Here is a 14,666-nt window from a genome sequence, read left to right on the forward strand (position 1 = left end):
CAATCCTTCTCTCAAATTTTTACGCAGATGTACTACAGCGGACTGCTTAACGAACCAGGAAGTTCTTCAGCAAGGCGTGGCCGTGTTCGGACAGGATCGACTCGGGGTGGAACTGCACACCCTCGATGTCGTAATCCTTGTGCCGCACGCCCATGATTTCGCCGTCATCCGTCCATGCCGTCACTTCGAGGCAGGCTGGCAAGGAGCTGCGCTCGATGGCCAGGGAGTGATAGCGGATCACCGTAAACGGCGAGGGCAAGTCCTTGAAGACACCCACGCCGGTATGCGCGATAAGAGAGGTTTTGCCATGCATGACCTGCTTGGCGCGGATCACCTTGCCGCCGAACGCTTCACCGATGGCCTGGTGGCCCAGGCAGACACCCAGGATCGGCTTCTTGCCTGCGAAGTGTTTGAGCACGGCGATCGAAATGCCGGCCTGCGCCGGGTCTTTCGGACCGGGTGAGATGCAGATGCGGTCGGGATTCAGCGCTTCGATTTCTTCGAGCGTGATTTCGTCGTTGCGGTATACGCGCACGTCTTCGCCCAGTTCGCCGAAGTACTGGACGATGTTGTAGGTGAAGGAGTCGTAGTTGTCGATCATCAGCAGCATGTCAGAACTCCCCATCCAGGCCATCTTGTACTTGTTCGGCAGCGCGCAGCACGGCGCGCGCCTTCGCTTCGGTTTCCTGCCATTCCATTTCTGCGATCGAGTCGGCGACGATGCCGGCGGCAGCCTGCACGTACAACATGCCGTCCTTGATCACGCCGGTGCGAATGGCGATCGCCACGTCCATTTCGCCGCCGAACGACAGGTAGCCGCAGGCGCCGCCGTAGATGCCGCGCTTGGAAATTTCGAGCTCGTCGATCACTTCCATGGCCCGCACTTTCGGCGCGCCGGTGAGCGTGCCGGCCGGGAAGGTGGCGCGCAGCACGTCCAGGTTCGACAGGCCGCTTTTCAGCTTGCCCTCGACGTTGGAAACGATGTGCTGCACGTGCGAGTATTTTTCGATGACCAGGCGGTCGGTGACCTTGACGGTGCCGGTCTCGGAGATGCGGCCCAGGTCATTGCGCGCCAGGTCGATCAGCATCACGTGTTCGGCGATTTCTTTCGGATCGGCCAGCAGTTCGGTGGCCAGTTCGGCGTCGCGCTCGGGCGTGGCGCCGCGCGGGCGGGTGCCGGCGATCGGGCGCAGCGTGACCTTTTTTTCGCCGTCCGCCAGGGTCTCGTTGCGCACCAAAATTTCGGGCGACGCGCCGACGATCTGCATGTCGCCGAAATTGTAGAAGTACATATACGGCGACGGGTTCAGCGAACGCAGCGCGCGGTACAGCGACAGCGGCGAATCGACGTAAGGCTTGCGCAGGCGCTGGCCGATCTGCACCTGCATCAAATCGCCGGCCATCACGTATTCGTGGGCGCGGGCGACCGCCTTCAGATAATCTTCCTTGGCGAAGTCGCGCGTGATCTCGGTGCGGACCGAGGCGCTGGTGACCGGTGCTTCCACGCCCCGGCGCAGCATCATGCGCAGGTCCTTTAAACGCTGGCGCGCTTTGCTGAACGATTCGGGCTGGGTGGTGTCCGCATACACGATCAGGTAGAGCTTGCCGGACAGGTTGTCGATCACCGCCAGTTCCTCGGTCACCATCAGCTGGATGTCGGGCAGGCCCAGGTCATCTTTTGGCTGGTTGGGCGAGCTGGCCAGGGTTTTTTCGATGTGGCGCACGGTGTCGTAGCCGAAGTAGCCGGCCAGGCCACCGCAAAAGCGCGGCATGCCGGGACGTACAGCTACTTTAAAACGCTTCTGGTAGGTTTCGATGAAGTCGAGCGGGTTGCCGTCATGGGTTTCGATGACAGCGCCATTCTTGACGATCTCGGTGCGGTTGCCAAACGTGCGCAAAACGGTGTTGGCCGGCAGGCCGATGAACGAGAAGCGGCCGAAACGCTCGCCGCCCACCACCGACTCGAGCAGGAAGGTATTCTTGCCGGTGTTCTGGGACTGCGCCAGTTTCAGGTACAGCGTGAGCGGGGTTTCGAGATCGGCAAAGGCTTCGGCGATCAGCGGGATGCGGTTGTAGCCTTCGTTGGCCAACGATTTGAATTCGAGTTCGGTCATGTGTGCTCTCCATGGCGCCGCGCGGTCACTGGTGTGAGGAGAGGGCGGCGCTGTTCAAAAAACCTGCCGTGCACCAGCGGTGCGGACGGCAGCAATACGGCTCAGAGGTTAGTCTTGCCAGGATTGCCAGCGTCGCCAAAGCCAGGCCTCAATCGAGCCTGGTTGGTTGACGGTGAGTTTTTTGGTGAGAGACATTTCGGTCTTTGTTCTGCTAAGTTGGTGTAGTTTGCGAACGTATCAGGCGCGCCGCGTCCAGCAGCGAGATAACTATACCATCGGAATCAATATTCTGTACAGATTCACCGTGGTTGTAACCGTACGGTACCGTCAACACCGGGCAACCCGCAGCCCGGGCCGCTTGCGCGTCGTTGGACGAGTCGCCAATCGCCACCACCTGCGCCGGTTGCAGGCCGAAGTCGGCGCACACGGTCAGCAACGGCAGCGGGTCCGGTTTCTTGCGCGCCAGCGAGTCGCCGCCGTACACCAACTCGAAGAAACCATCGAGACCCTTGAGCTTCAACAGCGGGGTGGTGAAGGCGATCGGCTTGTTGGTCACGCAGGCCAGGCGCAGGCCGTCGGCCTGCATCGCTTGTAATCCTTCGAGCACGTCCGGGTACAGCGCGCTGTGCTGACCGTTAATCGCCAGGTAGTGGCGCTGGTACGCTTCCATGGCCACGTTGAAGCGCGCTTCAACCGGCGGCGAATACGGGTCTTCTTTTAACTGCAGTGCCAGCACGGCGCGGATCAGGTTTTCCGATCCCTTGCCCACCATGACGGCGATCTGCTCGCGCGCCACCGGTGGCAGTTCCAGTTCTGCCAGCATGCCGCTCAAGGCCACGTGGAAGTCGGGGATGGTGTCGAGCATGGTGCCATCGAGGTCGATGATTGCTGCGCGTACGCCGGCCAATACGGTCACCATGGTCATATCAGGCTCCGACCTTGGCCAGGTTGGCGCGCATGGCGTCGATCACGGCCTTGTAGTCTGGCTTGCCGAAGATGGCCGAGCCGGCGACAAAAGTGTCGGCGCCGGCAGCAGCAGCGGCAGCGATGTTGTCGATCTTGATGCCGCCATCGACTTCGAGCATGATGTCGCGGCCCGATTCATCGATCAGGCGGCGCGCGTCGGCGATTTTTTTCAGCGCGTGGGGAATGAACGACTGGCCGCCAAAGCCCGGGTTGACCGACATGATCAGGATGATGTCGATCTTGTCCATCACGTGCTCGAGGTAGCTCAGCGGCGTGGCCGGGTTGAACACCAGGCCGGCCTTGCAGCCGTGGTCGCGGATCAGTTGCAGCGAACGATCGACGTGATCGGACGCTTCCGGGTGGAAGGTGATGATGTTGGCGCCAGCCTTGGCAAAGTCGGGGATGATGCGGTCCACCGGCTTGACCATCAGGTGCACGTCGATCGGTACTTGCACATGCGGACGGATCGCTTCGCACACCAGCGGGCCGATGGTCAGATTGGGAACATAATGGTTGTCCATCACGTCAAAGTGAATGATGTCGGCGCCAGCGGCGACGACATTGCGCACTTCCTCGCCCAGGCGGGCGAAATCGGCGGACAGGATGCTCGGTGCGATGCGGTATTGGGTCATGGCAGGGGGCCTTCATGGGCCTGGCGTAAAAAAGATGCGTCATTTTACGCTGGTCGTGGCCGGTCTGCCTAATTAGAGAGCAGATCGGGCGCATTTCTCCCAAGTCGTCCTTGCGTACCTTGCCGATTTGCGGTGCAATGAAGGACTTGCATTCAAAGACAATATTAAGGGAAGTTTGATGGCCACTTACGAATTCACTGTATCAGTCAGAACCCAGTACCTGCCTGAGCAGTCGGACCCGGAGCGCACGAGTTTCGTGTTCACCTATTCCATCACCATCAAGAACACCGGCACGGTGGCGGCGCAGCTCATTTCGCGCCACTGGGTTATTACCGATGCCAACAACCATATCGAGGAAGTGCGCGGCCTGGGCGTGGTCGGCCACCAGCCGCTGCTGCAACCGGGCGAACAGTTCGAATACACCAGCGGCTCGGCGCTGCAAACACCGCAGGGTTCGATGGTCGGCGAATACTTCTGCGTGGCCGAAGACGGCCACCAGTTCGAGGCCAAGATTCCCGAATTCGTGTTGTCGCTGCCGCGTACCTTGCACTGATTAACGTTTGTCCTTGCGTTTATTCCTGGTCCGGCCGTGGAACATCGTCCACCAGACCAGGAACACCAGCAGGCCCAGCGCCACGCACACTTCCAACAACAATATCCACATAGCGATTCTCCATGAACTTTTCCCGCCGTAGTCTACTCGTTCCGGCGAGTGTTGCCATGCTCGCGCTGGCCGCTTGTACCACGACTCCCATTCCATCCGACCAGTCCGCCAAGCCGGCGCCGACCGTGAAGCCGCCGGTCGTGCCGCCCGCCACCACGCCAACCACCCCGGCCACGCCGCCAGCCAAGCTGCAACTGGTACCGAGCACCTTCTCGGCCTTGCCTGGCTGGGACCGCGACGACGTCCGCGCCGCATGGCCCGCCTTCATGGCCTCGTGCACCTCGCTGGCCAAGCAAGCCAACTGGAAAGAATCGTGCAACATCGCCCGCACCGTTAACGGCAACGACGACAAGGCCATCCGCACCTTCTTCGAGGCATTCATGGTGCCGAACCAGGTGGTCGCGCCCGATGGCGCCACCGACGGCCTGGTTACCGGCTATTACGAGCCGCTGCTGCGCGGCGCCCGCAAGAAGGGTGGACCGTACCAGACGCCGCTGTACAAGGTGCCGGACGACATGATCACCGTGGACCTCGCCAGCGTCTATCCCGACTTGAAGGGGATGCGCCTGCGTGGCAAGCTGGTGGGCAAGAAGCTGGTGCCATATCCTACCCGCGCCGAGATCGATACCGGCGAGATCAAGGGCAAGGAATTGCTGTGGGTCGATGACCCGGTGGAAGCGTTCTTCCTGGAAGTGCAGGGCTCTGGCCGGGTGCAGCTGACCGATACCCAGGAAACCGTGCGCGTGGCGTACGCCGACCAGAACGGCCATCCGTACAAGTCGATCGGCAAGTACCTGGTGGAAAAGGGCGAACTGCGGCTGGACCAGGCGTCGGCGCAAGGCATCAAGGCCTGGATTGCCGGCCATCCCACCCGCATGCAGGAACTGTTCAACGCCAATCCGAGCTATGTGTTCTTCAAGGAAGAGCGCTTGCCCGATCCGAAGATCGGCCCGAAAGGCGCAATGGGCTTGCCGCTCACGCCGCAGCGCTCGGTAGCGATCGATCCTACCCAGCTGCCGCTGGGCGCGCCGATTTTCTTGAGCACCACGCAGCCCAACACCGACATTCCGATGCAGCGGCTGGTCATGGCGCAGGATACGGGCGGCGCCATTCGTGGTGCGATCCGCGTCGATTACTTCTTCGGCTTCGGTACCGAGGCGGCAGAAAATGCCGGCCGCATGAAGCAGCGCGGCAATGTGTGGGTGCTGCTGCCTAAATAATCAGCGGAGCACGAGGACCGGCAAGGTGGTGTTTGACAACACCTTGTCGGTCTGGCTGCCCAGCAGGAATTTGTCCAGCCCCGTGTGGCCGTGGGTGGCCATGATGATCAGGTCGCAGTTGAAGCGTTTCGACGCTTCGATGATTTCCTCGAACGGCACGGTGGACGTGGAGATGATGCCTTCGAACGGCACGCCGGCGATATTGGCGGCGGCGGCCAGCTTGTCGATGTGTTCGCGTGCGGCTTCCTGCATCTGCACCGAGAAGTCGCCCACGTCCACGACCACGCCGGCATCGCCGATCGGGGTCATGGCGACCGGTTGCACGACCGTGATGCCGACCATGCGGGCCTGGTGCAGCATGGCGAACTGCACGGCGGTGGCGGTGGCTTTTTCCGACAGTTCGGAACCATCGGTAGGGAAAAGAATCGATTTGAACATGGTGCACTCCAGTTGGCGGTTGATGGGAGTGAGCCTAATATCTTGGCGCGATTCCTGTCGCACGCTACTACAACGACCACGATCATGCCCCGGCCCGGGATAGACGCTACAATCGACGCCATACCTATGCCACCGTGGAGGAACATCATGCAACAAGCACCGTATGCAGACCTGATCGTCGAAGTACACGGCAAGACCGCGCTGATCCGCCTGAACCGTCCCAAGGCCCTGAACGCCCTCAATGACAACATGATGGACGAACTTGGCGACGCCTTGCGCAGCTTCGATGCCGATCCGGCCATCGGCTGCATCGTCCTCACCGGCAGCGAAAAAGCGTTTGCCGCTGGCGCCGACATTGCCGCCATGGTCGACTACACGTATGCCGACACCTACCGCGACAACTACATCAGCCGCAACTGGGAGCACATCCTCAAGGTGCGCAAGCCGGTCATCGGCGCCGTGGCAGGCTTTGCTTTGGGCGGAGGTTGCGAGCTGGCCATGATGTGCGACTTTATCGTCGCCGCCGACACCGCCAAGTTTGGCCAGCCTGAAATCAAGATCGGCGTGCCGCCCGGCGCCGGCGCCACCCAGCGCCTGCCACGCGCCATCGGCAAGGCCAAGGCCATGGACATGCTGCTCACCGCGCGCACCATCGACGCCGCCGAGGCCGAGCGTATCGGCCTTGTCTCGCGCGTGGTGCCGGCCGAAAAACTGATCGAGGAAGTGCTGGCGATCGCGGCACAGATCGCCACCATGCCCACCTCGGTGGCGATGATGGTCAAGGACGCCGTCAACCGCGCTTTCGAGACCCCGCTGACCGATGGCGTGGCCTACGAGCGCCGCCTGTTCCAGGCCGCGTTCGGCACGCCGGCGCAAAAAGAGGGCATGCAGGCCTTTCTGGCCAAGCGTCCCGCCAACTTCGACGGACTGTGACCGGCATTCCATGCGGATCTTGATTATCGAAGACAATCCGGACATCCTGGCCAACCTGTACGCGTTCCTGGAGCCGAAGGGCCACGTGCTCGACTCGGCCGCCAACGGCTACGCCGGCCTGGCGCTGGCCGCCCAGCACGAGTACGACGTGATGGTGCTCGACGTCATGCTGCCGGGGATGACGGGGCTGGAGCTGTGCCACAAGATCCGCACCGAGCTGCGCCAGGCCACGCCTGTGCTCATGCTCACCGCGCGCGACACGCTGCAGGACAAGGTGGCCGGCTTCGACAGCGGCGCCGACGATTACCTGGTCAAGCCGTTCTCGCTGGTCGAACTGGAAGTGCGCCTGAACGCGCTGGTACGCCGCGCGCGTGGCCAGACTGCCGGCGCCGCCGTGCTGGCGGTGGGCGACCTGCGTTTCGACACCGAAAAATTCGAGGTGCACCGCGCCGGCACGCCGCTGGTGCTCACCAGGACCGGCTACATCATCCTCAAGTGCCTGATGACCCAGGCGCCCAAGCTGGTCCCGCGCGACATGCTGGAGCAGCAAGTATGGGGCGAGGACCGCCCCGACAGCGACGCCCTGCGCACGCACATCCATGCGCTGCGCCAGGTGCTCGACAAACCCTACGACTTTGCCATGCTGCGCACCGTGTCCGGCATAGGCTACAAATTACTCGCCTCCGATGCCCCCCTTTAAATCCCTGCGCCGCCGTATCGTCGTTGCCTACCTGCTGTTTGCCGCCGTCGCCAGCCTGTTTTTTGCCATCATTGCCGCCGTGGCGGTCGAAGGGATCGAGGTCAAGCTGGTCGACGAGCGCCTCGAGGAAGTGGCGGCCTGGGCGTCGCCGCGCCAGGCGGGCGGCCTGCCGGTGGAAATGCCGGCCGGCCTGAGCTTTTTCCATGATGCCGAAATTCCGCAGTCGCTGCGCGGCCTGCCGCAGGGCGCCAACGAAATCACCGTCGATGGCGTGGATCTGCACGTGCTGGCCGGGCGCGATGCTGCCGGCGACTACGTGGTGGTGGACCACGCCAGCGCCTATGAAAAAATCGAGTTGGTGGTCTACAGCATGTTTGCCATCGGGTTTGCCGGTTTCCTGGTCTCATCGTTGATGTTCGGGGCGTTCATCGGCAACAGCGTGGTGCGCCCCATCATGGACCTGGCCACGGCCGTGCAGGCGCGCCGCACCGACCTGCCGCTGCAGGACAGTCCCGACGAGCTGGGCATCCTGGCGCGCGCCTTTGCCGCCCGCACCACCGAGCTGACCGAGGTGCTGGACCGCGAACGTTTCTTTACCGGCGACGTCAGCCACGAGCTGCGCACGCCGCTCACCGTCATCAGCGGCGCGGCCGAGGTGATCATGGCGCAGGCGCCGGGCAACCCGGCGATCCAGGCCGCCTCCGAGCGCATTTACCGCGCGGCGCGCGATGCGTCCGACTCGATCACGGTGCTGCTGCGCCTCGCCCGCTCGCCCGAGCAGCTCGAAGCAGCGCCCGTTTCGATGGCCGCACTGGCTGCCGAGGAATGCGCGCGCAGCCAGCCGCTGTTGGGCGCCAAGCCGTTGAGCTTGCGCTACGCCGGCGGCTTCGACTTCCTGGTCACCGCGCCGCGCGAGCTGATGATTGCCGCCGTCGGCAACCTGGTGCGCAACGCCTGCCTGTATACATTGGAGGGTGAAGTGGTGGTGGTGCTGCAAGACCGGTCGCTGTTTGTCGAGGATACCGGCCCCGGCCTGCCACCGGCCGCGCGCGCCAGGGTGCTGCACGAGGCCGCGCCACTGGGCGCCAGCGGTAGCGGCTCTTCCGGCACCGGCCTGGGCCTGGGACTGGTGCAGCGCATCTGCGCCTACCTGGGCGCCAGCCTGCATTACAGCGAGAGAGCAGGGGGCGGCAGCGTGTTCGAGATTCGCTTTCCATAAAACTAATCACAAAATTAAGTTGGTTTAACGCAATCTTAACGCCGCCGTGACGGCGATTTGACCGGCAGGTTTGTAAGGTAGAGGCTAGACTTCTGGAGCCTCGCGTGAACGTTCACAACCTGACCATGCAGTTGCCACAGGCACTGCGCACCAACATCCTGCCGCGCCTGCGTCAGCTGACCTTGCATCCGATGCAACTGACGCTGGCCGCCGCGGTGTTCCTGGTCCTGGCCTACAACTTCAGCTTCTGGAAAACCTTCGTGGTGGCCACCGGCGGCTTGCAGGCGTCCAATATCCCGCTGTACCTGGGGGCGTTTACCATGCTGGCGCTGGTGTTCAACGCCTTTTTGAGCCTGGTGGGGTTCCGCTACCTGCTCAAACCGGTGCTGATCGCGCTGTTCTTCATGACTGCCGGCGCCAGCTACTTCATGAACCGTTACGGCATCGCCATCGACGCTGCCATGGTCCAGAACGTGATGGAAACCGATCCGCACGAAGCCCAGGAGCTGCTGAGCTGGGATTTGCTGTTCACCATGGCCATGTTGGGCGTGTTGCCGTCGCTGCTGGTCTACCACGTCAAGCTGCGCTATCCGTCGATTACCCGCAGCGTGGTCACCAATGCCATCGTGTTCCTGCTGTCGGTGTGCGCAGCGGGGATCTTGATGATGACATTCTTCAAGACCCTGGCGCCGGCCGTGCGCGAGTACCGCGAAATGCGCTTCCTGCTCACGCCCACCAACGTGATCCAGGCCACCAACTCTTATTTCAAACATCACTTCGCCAAGCCGCTGGTGGTGGAACCGATGGGCCGCGACGCCATGAAGGGCAAGCTGTGGTCGCAACCGCCCGACCACCCCACGGCAGGCGTGCAGGCGCCGCGCCGCACGGTGACCATCATGGTGGTGGGGGAAACTGCGCGCGCCATGAATTTCTCGCTCAACGGCTACAGCCGCAACACCAATCCGCTGTTGTCGCACCAGGCCGGCCTGATCAATTTTAAAAATGTACACTCGTGCGGCACGGCGACGGCGATTTCCGTGCCTTGCTTGTTTTCCGGCATGACGCGTGAAAATTATTCGGAAGACAAGGCCAAGGCGCAGGAGGGCTTGCTCGACGTAATCAGTCACGCCGGCATTGACGTGCTGTGGCGCGACAACAATTCCGGCTGCAAGGGCGCCTGCGACCGCGTCACCTACGAAGACATGTCGGAAGTGAAAGCCGGCGATCCGTTCTGCGGCAAGGACGAGTGCTACGACGAGCGCATGCTGCAAGGCTTGCCCGAGATTATCCGCAACGGCAAGCGCGACCTCGTGATCGTGCTGCACCAGAAGGGCAGCCACGGCCCGGCTTACTGGAAGCGGTATCCGCCGGCATTCCAGCGCTTCGGCCCGGTGTGCACCAGCAATGAACTGGAAAAATGTTCGCGCGAGTCGATTGTCGCCGCCTACGACAACACCATCCTGTACACCGATTATTTCCTCAGCAAGACCATCGACTTGCTGCGTGCGGCCGGCGCCGAGAACAACGTCGAGACCGCGATGATGTATTTCTCCGACCATGGCGAATCGCTGGGCGAGAAGAATATGTATTTGCACGGTGCGCCGTACATCATCTCGCCGGAAGAGCAGCGCCACATCCCGTTCATGCTGTGGCTGGACCAGAATTTCCGCGACCGCTTCAATATCGACCAGCGCTGCATGGAAGCGCGGCGCGACCAGGAGTTCTCGCACGACAATGTGTTCCACTCGTTCCTGGGCATGTTGAACATCAACACCGCCGTCTACAACCCGCAACTGGATATGTTCCATGCCTGTACCCTTGCCAACCAGCCCTGATATTCCTGCCAAACGTCGCATCGCCCTGTTGCGGCCGGTGGAGTGGGCACTGCTCGTCGCCGGCCTGCTGATCTTGTGGATCGGCAATAACACCGATCTCGACCTGGCCCTGGCCGACGCCATGTTCGACCGCGCCCATAACGTCTTTCCCTGGCAGCACGCCTGGCTGGCCGAGCGCTTCAACCACGAAATTCTGAAGACCGTGCTACAGGTGCTGGGTTTTGCGGTGGTGGGCGTGGCCAGCTGGGATTGCTTCAAGCCGATCCGTCGCTGGACTGCTGCGCGCCGCACCGGCATGCGCGTGCTGGCGCTGTCGGCGCTGCTGGTGCCGGCGGCCATCAGCCTGCTCAAGCGTTTCAGCGATTCGCACTGCCCTTGGGATTTGCAGCGCTACGGTGGCGACGAGCCGTATGTGCGCTTACTGGAAATGATGCCGGCCGGTATACCTTCCGGTCACTGCCTGCCGGCTGGCCACGCCTCGAGCGCGCTGTGGCTGCTGGCGCTGGCCGTGTTCTGGCTGCCGGCGCGTCCGCGCATGGCCGCTGCCGTGGGTGCGCTCATGCTGGCGTTCGGCTTTGCCGTGGGCTGGATGCAGCAGTTGCGCGGCGCCCATTTCCTTACCCACACCCTGTGGTCGATCTGGATCGCGGTGCTGATCGTTTATTTGCTGTATCGGATACTCGGCTCACGTAAGGGGCGTGCAGCGTTGGCCTGATTTCATAAAGTACGTCACAATCCCCGCTATCAGGTTGTTTAACTTATAACGGGGATTCCATGAACGAGCAAATCGCGAGAGATGTGGTGATGGTCCGCGCCATCGAAACCACCGACCAGAAGCAGGAAATTCTCAGCGAAGACGACCGCTTGTACGCCAGCCGCAGCGCGCGCGAACTGGCGCAGTGGCAAGCCTCGGGCAAGCACGCAGAGGTGACCGGCGACGATTTCCTGCAGCAGCGCTCCGACCTGCTGCTCAAGCGCCTGGCCGAGCGCAATCCCGCGTTTGCCAGCTTTGCCAAGCGCCGCTACGGCTTGCAAGGTTTGACCTGGGCGCTGCCGTTGCTGGCCCTGGTATTGGGCGTGGCGCTCGACCGCATTACCGATCCGCACCGCGTCGATCTGCTCTCCGCGCCCTTGTTGCTGATCCTGGCCTGGAACTTCGTGGTCTATATAGGATTGCTGATCAGCCTGGTCATTCCGTCGCGTGCGCCGGGCTGGCCCAAGGATGGCATGGTGCGCCGCCTGAGCGTGGGCAAGCTGGTCCTGCCGCGCAAGATGCCGCCGGTACTGGCCACCGCCTTGCTCAGCTTTATGGGCGAGTGGGCGCAACTGAGCGCCAAACTGACGGCCGCCCGGCTCAACCGCACCATTCACTTGAGCGCGGCGCTGTTTTCCCTCGGCGCCGTCGCCTCGCTGTACGCGCGCGGCCTGCTGGCGCAGTACGGCGCCGGCTGGGAAAGCACCTTCCTCAATGCGTCGCAAGTGCATGGCCTGCTGTCGTTCCTGTTCGCGCCGGCGATGTTCATATTTAATTTACAAGGTTTTACCCTGGCCGAGATCGAGGCACTGCGCTTCCCGCAGACCACGCTTGCGGAGGGCGGGGCGCGCTGGGTGCATTTATATGCGGCGACCATCTTCCTGTTCGTGGTGCTGCCGCGCCTGTTGCTGGCGCTGGCCTACAACCTGCGCGCCGCGCATTTCGCCAGGCGCTTCCCGATCGACCTCGACCATCCGTACTTCCGCCGCCTGAATGACACCATCGGCGTGTCCACCGGCGGCCTGCTGCGCGTGCTGCCGTACAGCTTTACGGTGGACGAGGTGCGCCACCAGGGCCTGGTGCAGGTCGCAGTGATGGCGTTCGGCGAGCAGGGCCGCATGATGTTGCGGCCATCGAGCGCTTATGGTGAAGAGGCGCGCGAGATCCTGCGCGAAGTCGATCTGACCGACCCCAACGTCAACATCACTGCGGTGCTCTTTAATATCACGGCCACCCCGGAGAAGGAAAACCACGGCGCCTTCCTCGACTACCTGGTCAAGTCGTCGCCGCGCGGCATTGCCGTGCTGCTGGACGAATCAAGCTACGTCGAACGCATGGGCGACCACCCCGACGACCGCGCCCGCCTGGCCGAGCGCGTGGCGCTGTGGCAGCAGTTCTGCCACTTTCATCACACCAGGGCCACGGTGGTCAACTTGCTCAACCCTGGTGCCCATCCGCTCGAAGCCGGGCTGCCACTCTCGACCCCACAATGACCGTTTCCATGCAAAAAGACGGTGTACAGATCCAGTTCGCGCTGATTTCGCACACCAATAATGGCAAAACCACGCTGGCTCGCACCCTGGTTGGCGTCGATATCGGCGAGGTGCGCGATGCCGCCCACGTCACCATCTTCGCCGAATCGCATACCTTGTTGACCACGCCGCAGGGCGACGCGCTGCAACTGTGGGATACGCCGGGCTTTGGCGACTCGGTGCGCCTGCTCAAGCGCCTGGGACAAGCGGGCAACCCGATCGGCTGGTTCCTGCGCGAAGTGATCGACCGCTACCGCGACCGCCCGTTCTGGCTCAGCCAGCAGGCGATGCGCACCGCGCGTGAATCGGCCGACCTGGTGCTGTACCTGGTCAATTCGTCGGAAGATCCGCGCGACACCGGCTACCTGCCGGCGGAAATGAAAATCCTCGAATGGCTCGACAAGCCGGTCGTGGTGCTGCTCAACCAGGTGGGCCGCCCGCGCCCGCTGGGCGAAGAACACGCCGAGCAGGAGCGCTGGCGCCAGCACCTGCGCCAGTATCCGGCCGTGCGCGAAGTGCTGGCGCTGGACGCCTTCGCGCGCTGCTGGGTGCACGAGCGGGTGTTTTACGACACCGTCGGCAAGCTGCTCGACCCCTCGCTGCAGGCCGGTTATGCCCGGTTGTTCGCCACCTGGCAGGCACGCAATGCCGAGCGCTACGACCGCGCCACCCATCTGCTTGCTGACCAGTTGGCCACTGCCGCGCGCGACAGCGAACAGGTAGTGGAAGAAAGCAGGAGCATGCTCAAGTCCGCGCTCAAGGTGGTGGGCATCGGCAAGAACGAGGAACAGCAGCGCCAGGACCGGGCGATGGCTACCCTGGTCGCGCGCCTCAATCAACGCTCGATCGAGAGCACGCGCGAGCTGCTGATCCTGCACCAGCTTGACCCCACCGACGCCGGCAAGATCAACGAGCGCGTGCGCGAGAGCTTTGCCGTGCGCGCACCGATCGACAAGGCGCAAGCCGGTTTGCTGGGCGCCATGTTGTCTGGTGCCGCCACCGGCTTGTCGGCCGACGTAATGGCCGGCGGTCTGACATTAGGCGGCGGCGCCATCATCGGCGGGGTGGTGGGGGCGCTTACTTTTGCCGGCGCCGCCTGGGGTTTCAACGCCAGCACCGACCGCAACGTCGCTGCCGTGCAATTTACCGACGCTTTCATGCGTAACCTGGTCGTAGTCGGCGTGCTGCGCTACCTGGCCGTGGCGCACTTTGGCCGTGGTCGCGGCAATTTCGTCGAAAACGAAGCGCCGGCGTTCTGGCAGGAAGAAGTGGAACAGGCCGTCAGCGCGCACGATGCCGACCTGGCCGAACTGTGGAAAGACCTGCGCCGCGAGAAGGCAGCGCTGAGCGGCGACCGCGCAGCATTGCTCATCAAGCAAATCGTTTCCGCCGCCCTGGCGCGCCTGTATCCCGACGTCGCCGGCAGCCTGTAAAAAGCCTCTTGCCAAGCCCCCGGCGGCCGGCCTATAATTCGCCCCCTCGCAGAACAACGCATGCAAATGCAGAGTGAAACGAGAAAAAAGAAGGTTGACGAAACGAGCTAAACGCTTCATACTCTTTCTTCTTCGCGGCTGACAAAACGATCGCAGCGAAACGCAGTACCGAATACAGTTCTTTAAAAATTAACAGTCGATAAGTGTGGACGTTTGATGAAAGTGC

15 protein-coding genes are annotated in these 14,666 nt (G+C 62.6%); 9 read left to right on the forward strand and 6 right to left on the reverse strand.

Translation table 11 applies throughout. From position 1 onward, the window contains the following. Nucleotides 1-46: 46 nt before the first annotated feature. The 4 genes from DUPY_RS12635 to rpe form a co-directional block, all read right to left on the reverse strand. On the reverse strand, nucleotides 47-610 hold the full coding sequence (locus DUPY_RS12635) for an anthranilate synthase component II (RefSeq protein WP_070248535.1): 564 nt from the start codon (nucleotides 608-610) through the stop codon (nucleotides 47-49). Between the two features lies 1 nt (nucleotide 611). Continuing rightward, nucleotides 612-2,114: an anthranilate synthase component I gene (gene trpE / locus DUPY_RS12640; protein WP_070248537.1), complete on the reverse strand. Its 1,503-nt coding sequence runs from the start codon at nucleotides 2,112-2,114 to the stop codon at nucleotides 612-614. A gap of 211 nt (nucleotides 2,115-2,325) precedes the next feature. Then, on the reverse strand, nucleotides 2,326-3,039 hold the full coding sequence (locus tag DUPY_RS12645; protein ID WP_208600037.1) for a phosphoglycolate phosphatase: 714 nt from the start codon (nucleotides 3,037-3,039) through the stop codon (nucleotides 2,326-2,328). A 1-nt stretch (nucleotide 3,040) separates the two neighbouring features. Further along, on the reverse strand, nucleotides 3,041-3,712 hold the full coding sequence (rpe, locus tag DUPY_RS12650; RefSeq protein WP_070248538.1) for a ribulose-phosphate 3-epimerase: 672 nt from the start codon (nucleotides 3,710-3,712) through the stop codon (nucleotides 3,041-3,043). A 178-nt stretch (nucleotides 3,713-3,890) separates the two neighbouring features. Here rpe and apaG point away from each other — a divergent pair, with 178 nt between their 5' ends. Beyond that, nucleotides 3,891-4,265, forward strand: coding sequence for a Co2+/Mg2+ efflux facilitator ApaG/CorD (gene apaG, locus DUPY_RS12655; protein WP_070248540.1), 375 nt, complete (start codon nucleotides 3,891-3,893; stop codon nucleotides 4,263-4,265). 167 nt (nucleotides 4,266-4,432) lie between these two features. Beyond that, a complete protein-coding gene (gene mltA / locus DUPY_RS12660; protein ID WP_141749527.1) occupies nucleotides 4,433-5,596 on the forward strand; it encodes a murein transglycosylase A in 1,164 nt (387 codons plus the stop codon). Here the strand turns inward: mltA and DUPY_RS12665 are convergent, their stop codons facing one another. Next, nucleotides 5,597-6,034: a universal stress protein gene (locus DUPY_RS12665; RefSeq protein WP_070248543.1), complete on the reverse strand. Its 438-nt coding sequence runs from the start codon at nucleotides 6,032-6,034 to the stop codon at nucleotides 5,597-5,599. 147 nt (nucleotides 6,035-6,181) lie between these two features. Here DUPY_RS12665 and DUPY_RS12670 point away from each other — a divergent pair, with 147 nt between their 5' ends. The 7 genes from DUPY_RS12670 to DUPY_RS12700 all read left to right on the forward strand — a co-directional run bounded on the left by DUPY_RS12670 (nucleotide 6,182) and on the right by DUPY_RS12700 (nucleotide 14,440). After that, complete coding sequence (locus DUPY_RS12670; protein WP_070248545.1) at nucleotides 6,182-6,967, forward strand: enoyl-CoA hydratase; 786 nt, start codon at nucleotides 6,182-6,184, stop codon at nucleotides 6,965-6,967. 10 nt (nucleotides 6,968-6,977) lie between these two features. Continuing rightward, nucleotides 6,978-7,667 carry a response regulator transcription factor gene (locus DUPY_RS12675; RefSeq protein WP_070248547.1) on the forward strand — a complete coding sequence of 230 codons (690 nt, stop codon included), beginning with the start codon at nucleotides 6,978-6,980 and terminating at the stop codon, nucleotides 7,665-7,667. Beyond that, nucleotides 7,654-8,886 (forward strand): sensor histidine kinase, encoded by a 1,233-nt coding sequence (locus DUPY_RS12680; protein WP_070248549.1) that lies wholly within the window; start codon nucleotides 7,654-7,656, stop codon nucleotides 8,884-8,886. The genes DUPY_RS12675 and DUPY_RS12680 overlap by 14 nt, the downstream gene beginning before the upstream one ends. 104 nt (nucleotides 8,887-8,990) lie before the next feature. Beyond that, entirely contained in the window at nucleotides 8,991-10,721 is a 1,731-nt protein-coding gene (locus tag DUPY_RS12685; RefSeq protein ID WP_084640689.1) for a phosphoethanolamine transferase, read from the forward strand. After that, entirely contained in the window at nucleotides 10,693-11,436 is a 744-nt protein-coding gene (locus tag DUPY_RS12690; RefSeq protein ID WP_084640690.1) for a phosphatase PAP2 family protein, read from the forward strand. The genes DUPY_RS12685 and DUPY_RS12690 overlap by 29 nt, the downstream gene beginning before the upstream one ends. Nucleotides 11,437-11,495: 59 nt before the next feature. Beyond that, the gene (locus tag DUPY_RS12695) at nucleotides 11,496-12,968 is read left to right on the forward strand and encodes a DUF2868 domain-containing protein (RefSeq protein WP_070248551.1); all 1,473 of its coding nucleotides are present in this window, start codon (nucleotides 11,496-11,498) and stop codon (nucleotides 12,966-12,968) included. Between the two features lie 8 nt (nucleotides 12,969-12,976). After that, nucleotides 12,977-14,440: a GTPase domain-containing protein gene (locus DUPY_RS12700; protein ID WP_070248562.1), complete on the forward strand. Its 1,464-nt coding sequence runs from the start codon at nucleotides 12,977-12,979 to the stop codon at nucleotides 14,438-14,440. 31 nt (nucleotides 14,441-14,471) lie between these two features. Here DUPY_RS12700 and DUPY_RS28645 read toward each other — a convergent pair. Then, a partial coding sequence (locus tag DUPY_RS28645; RefSeq protein ID WP_208600038.1) for a hypothetical protein occupies nucleotides 14,472-14,666 on the reverse strand: 195 nt, incomplete at its 5' end.

Origin of the sequence: Duganella phyllosphaerae (assembly GCF_001758785.1) — a bacterium.
Classification (GTDB): Bacteria; Pseudomonadota; Gammaproteobacteria; order Burkholderiales; family Burkholderiaceae_D; genus Rugamonas; species Rugamonas phyllosphaerae.

Bases quoted from the DNA above. Each gene is read 5' to 3' on its own strand.
- trpE (WP_070248537.1), bottom strand. From the start codon at position 2,114: ATGACCGAACTCGAATTCAAATCGTTGGCCAACGAAGGCTACAACCGC.
- rpe (WP_070248538.1), bottom strand. From the start codon at position 3,712: ATGACCCAATACCGCATCGCACCGAGCATCCTGTCCGCCGATTTCGCC.
- DUPY_RS12645 (WP_208600037.1), bottom strand. From the start codon at position 3,039: ATGACCATGGTGACCGTATTGGCCGGCGTACGCGCAGCAATCATCGAC.
- DUPY_RS12635 (WP_070248535.1), bottom strand. From the start codon at position 610: ATGCTGCTGATGATCGACAACTACGACTCCTTCACCTACAACATCGTC.
- DUPY_RS12700 (WP_070248562.1), top strand. From the start codon at position 12,977: ATGCAAAAAGACGGTGTACAGATCCAGTTCGCGCTGATTTCGCACACC.
- DUPY_RS12665 (WP_070248543.1), bottom strand. From the start codon at position 6,034: ATGTTCAAATCGATTCTTTTCCCTACCGATGGTTCCGAACTGTCGGAA.
- mltA (WP_141749527.1), top strand. From the start codon at position 4,433: ATGCTCGCGCTGGCCGCTTGTACCACGACTCCCATTCCATCCGACCAG.
- DUPY_RS12690 (WP_084640690.1), top strand. From the start codon at position 10,693: ATGCCTGTACCCTTGCCAACCAGCCCTGATATTCCTGCCAAACGTCGC.
- DUPY_RS12695 (WP_070248551.1), top strand. From the start codon at position 11,496: ATGAACGAGCAAATCGCGAGAGATGTGGTGATGGTCCGCGCCATCGAA.
- apaG (WP_070248540.1), top strand. From the start codon at position 3,891: ATGGCCACTTACGAATTCACTGTATCAGTCAGAACCCAGTACCTGCCT.
- DUPY_RS12670 (WP_070248545.1), top strand. From the start codon at position 6,182: ATGCAACAAGCACCGTATGCAGACCTGATCGTCGAAGTACACGGCAAG.
- DUPY_RS12680 (WP_070248549.1), top strand. From the start codon at position 7,654: ATGCCCCCCTTTAAATCCCTGCGCCGCCGTATCGTCGTTGCCTACCTG.
- DUPY_RS12675 (WP_070248547.1), top strand. From the start codon at position 6,978: ATGCGGATCTTGATTATCGAAGACAATCCGGACATCCTGGCCAACCTG.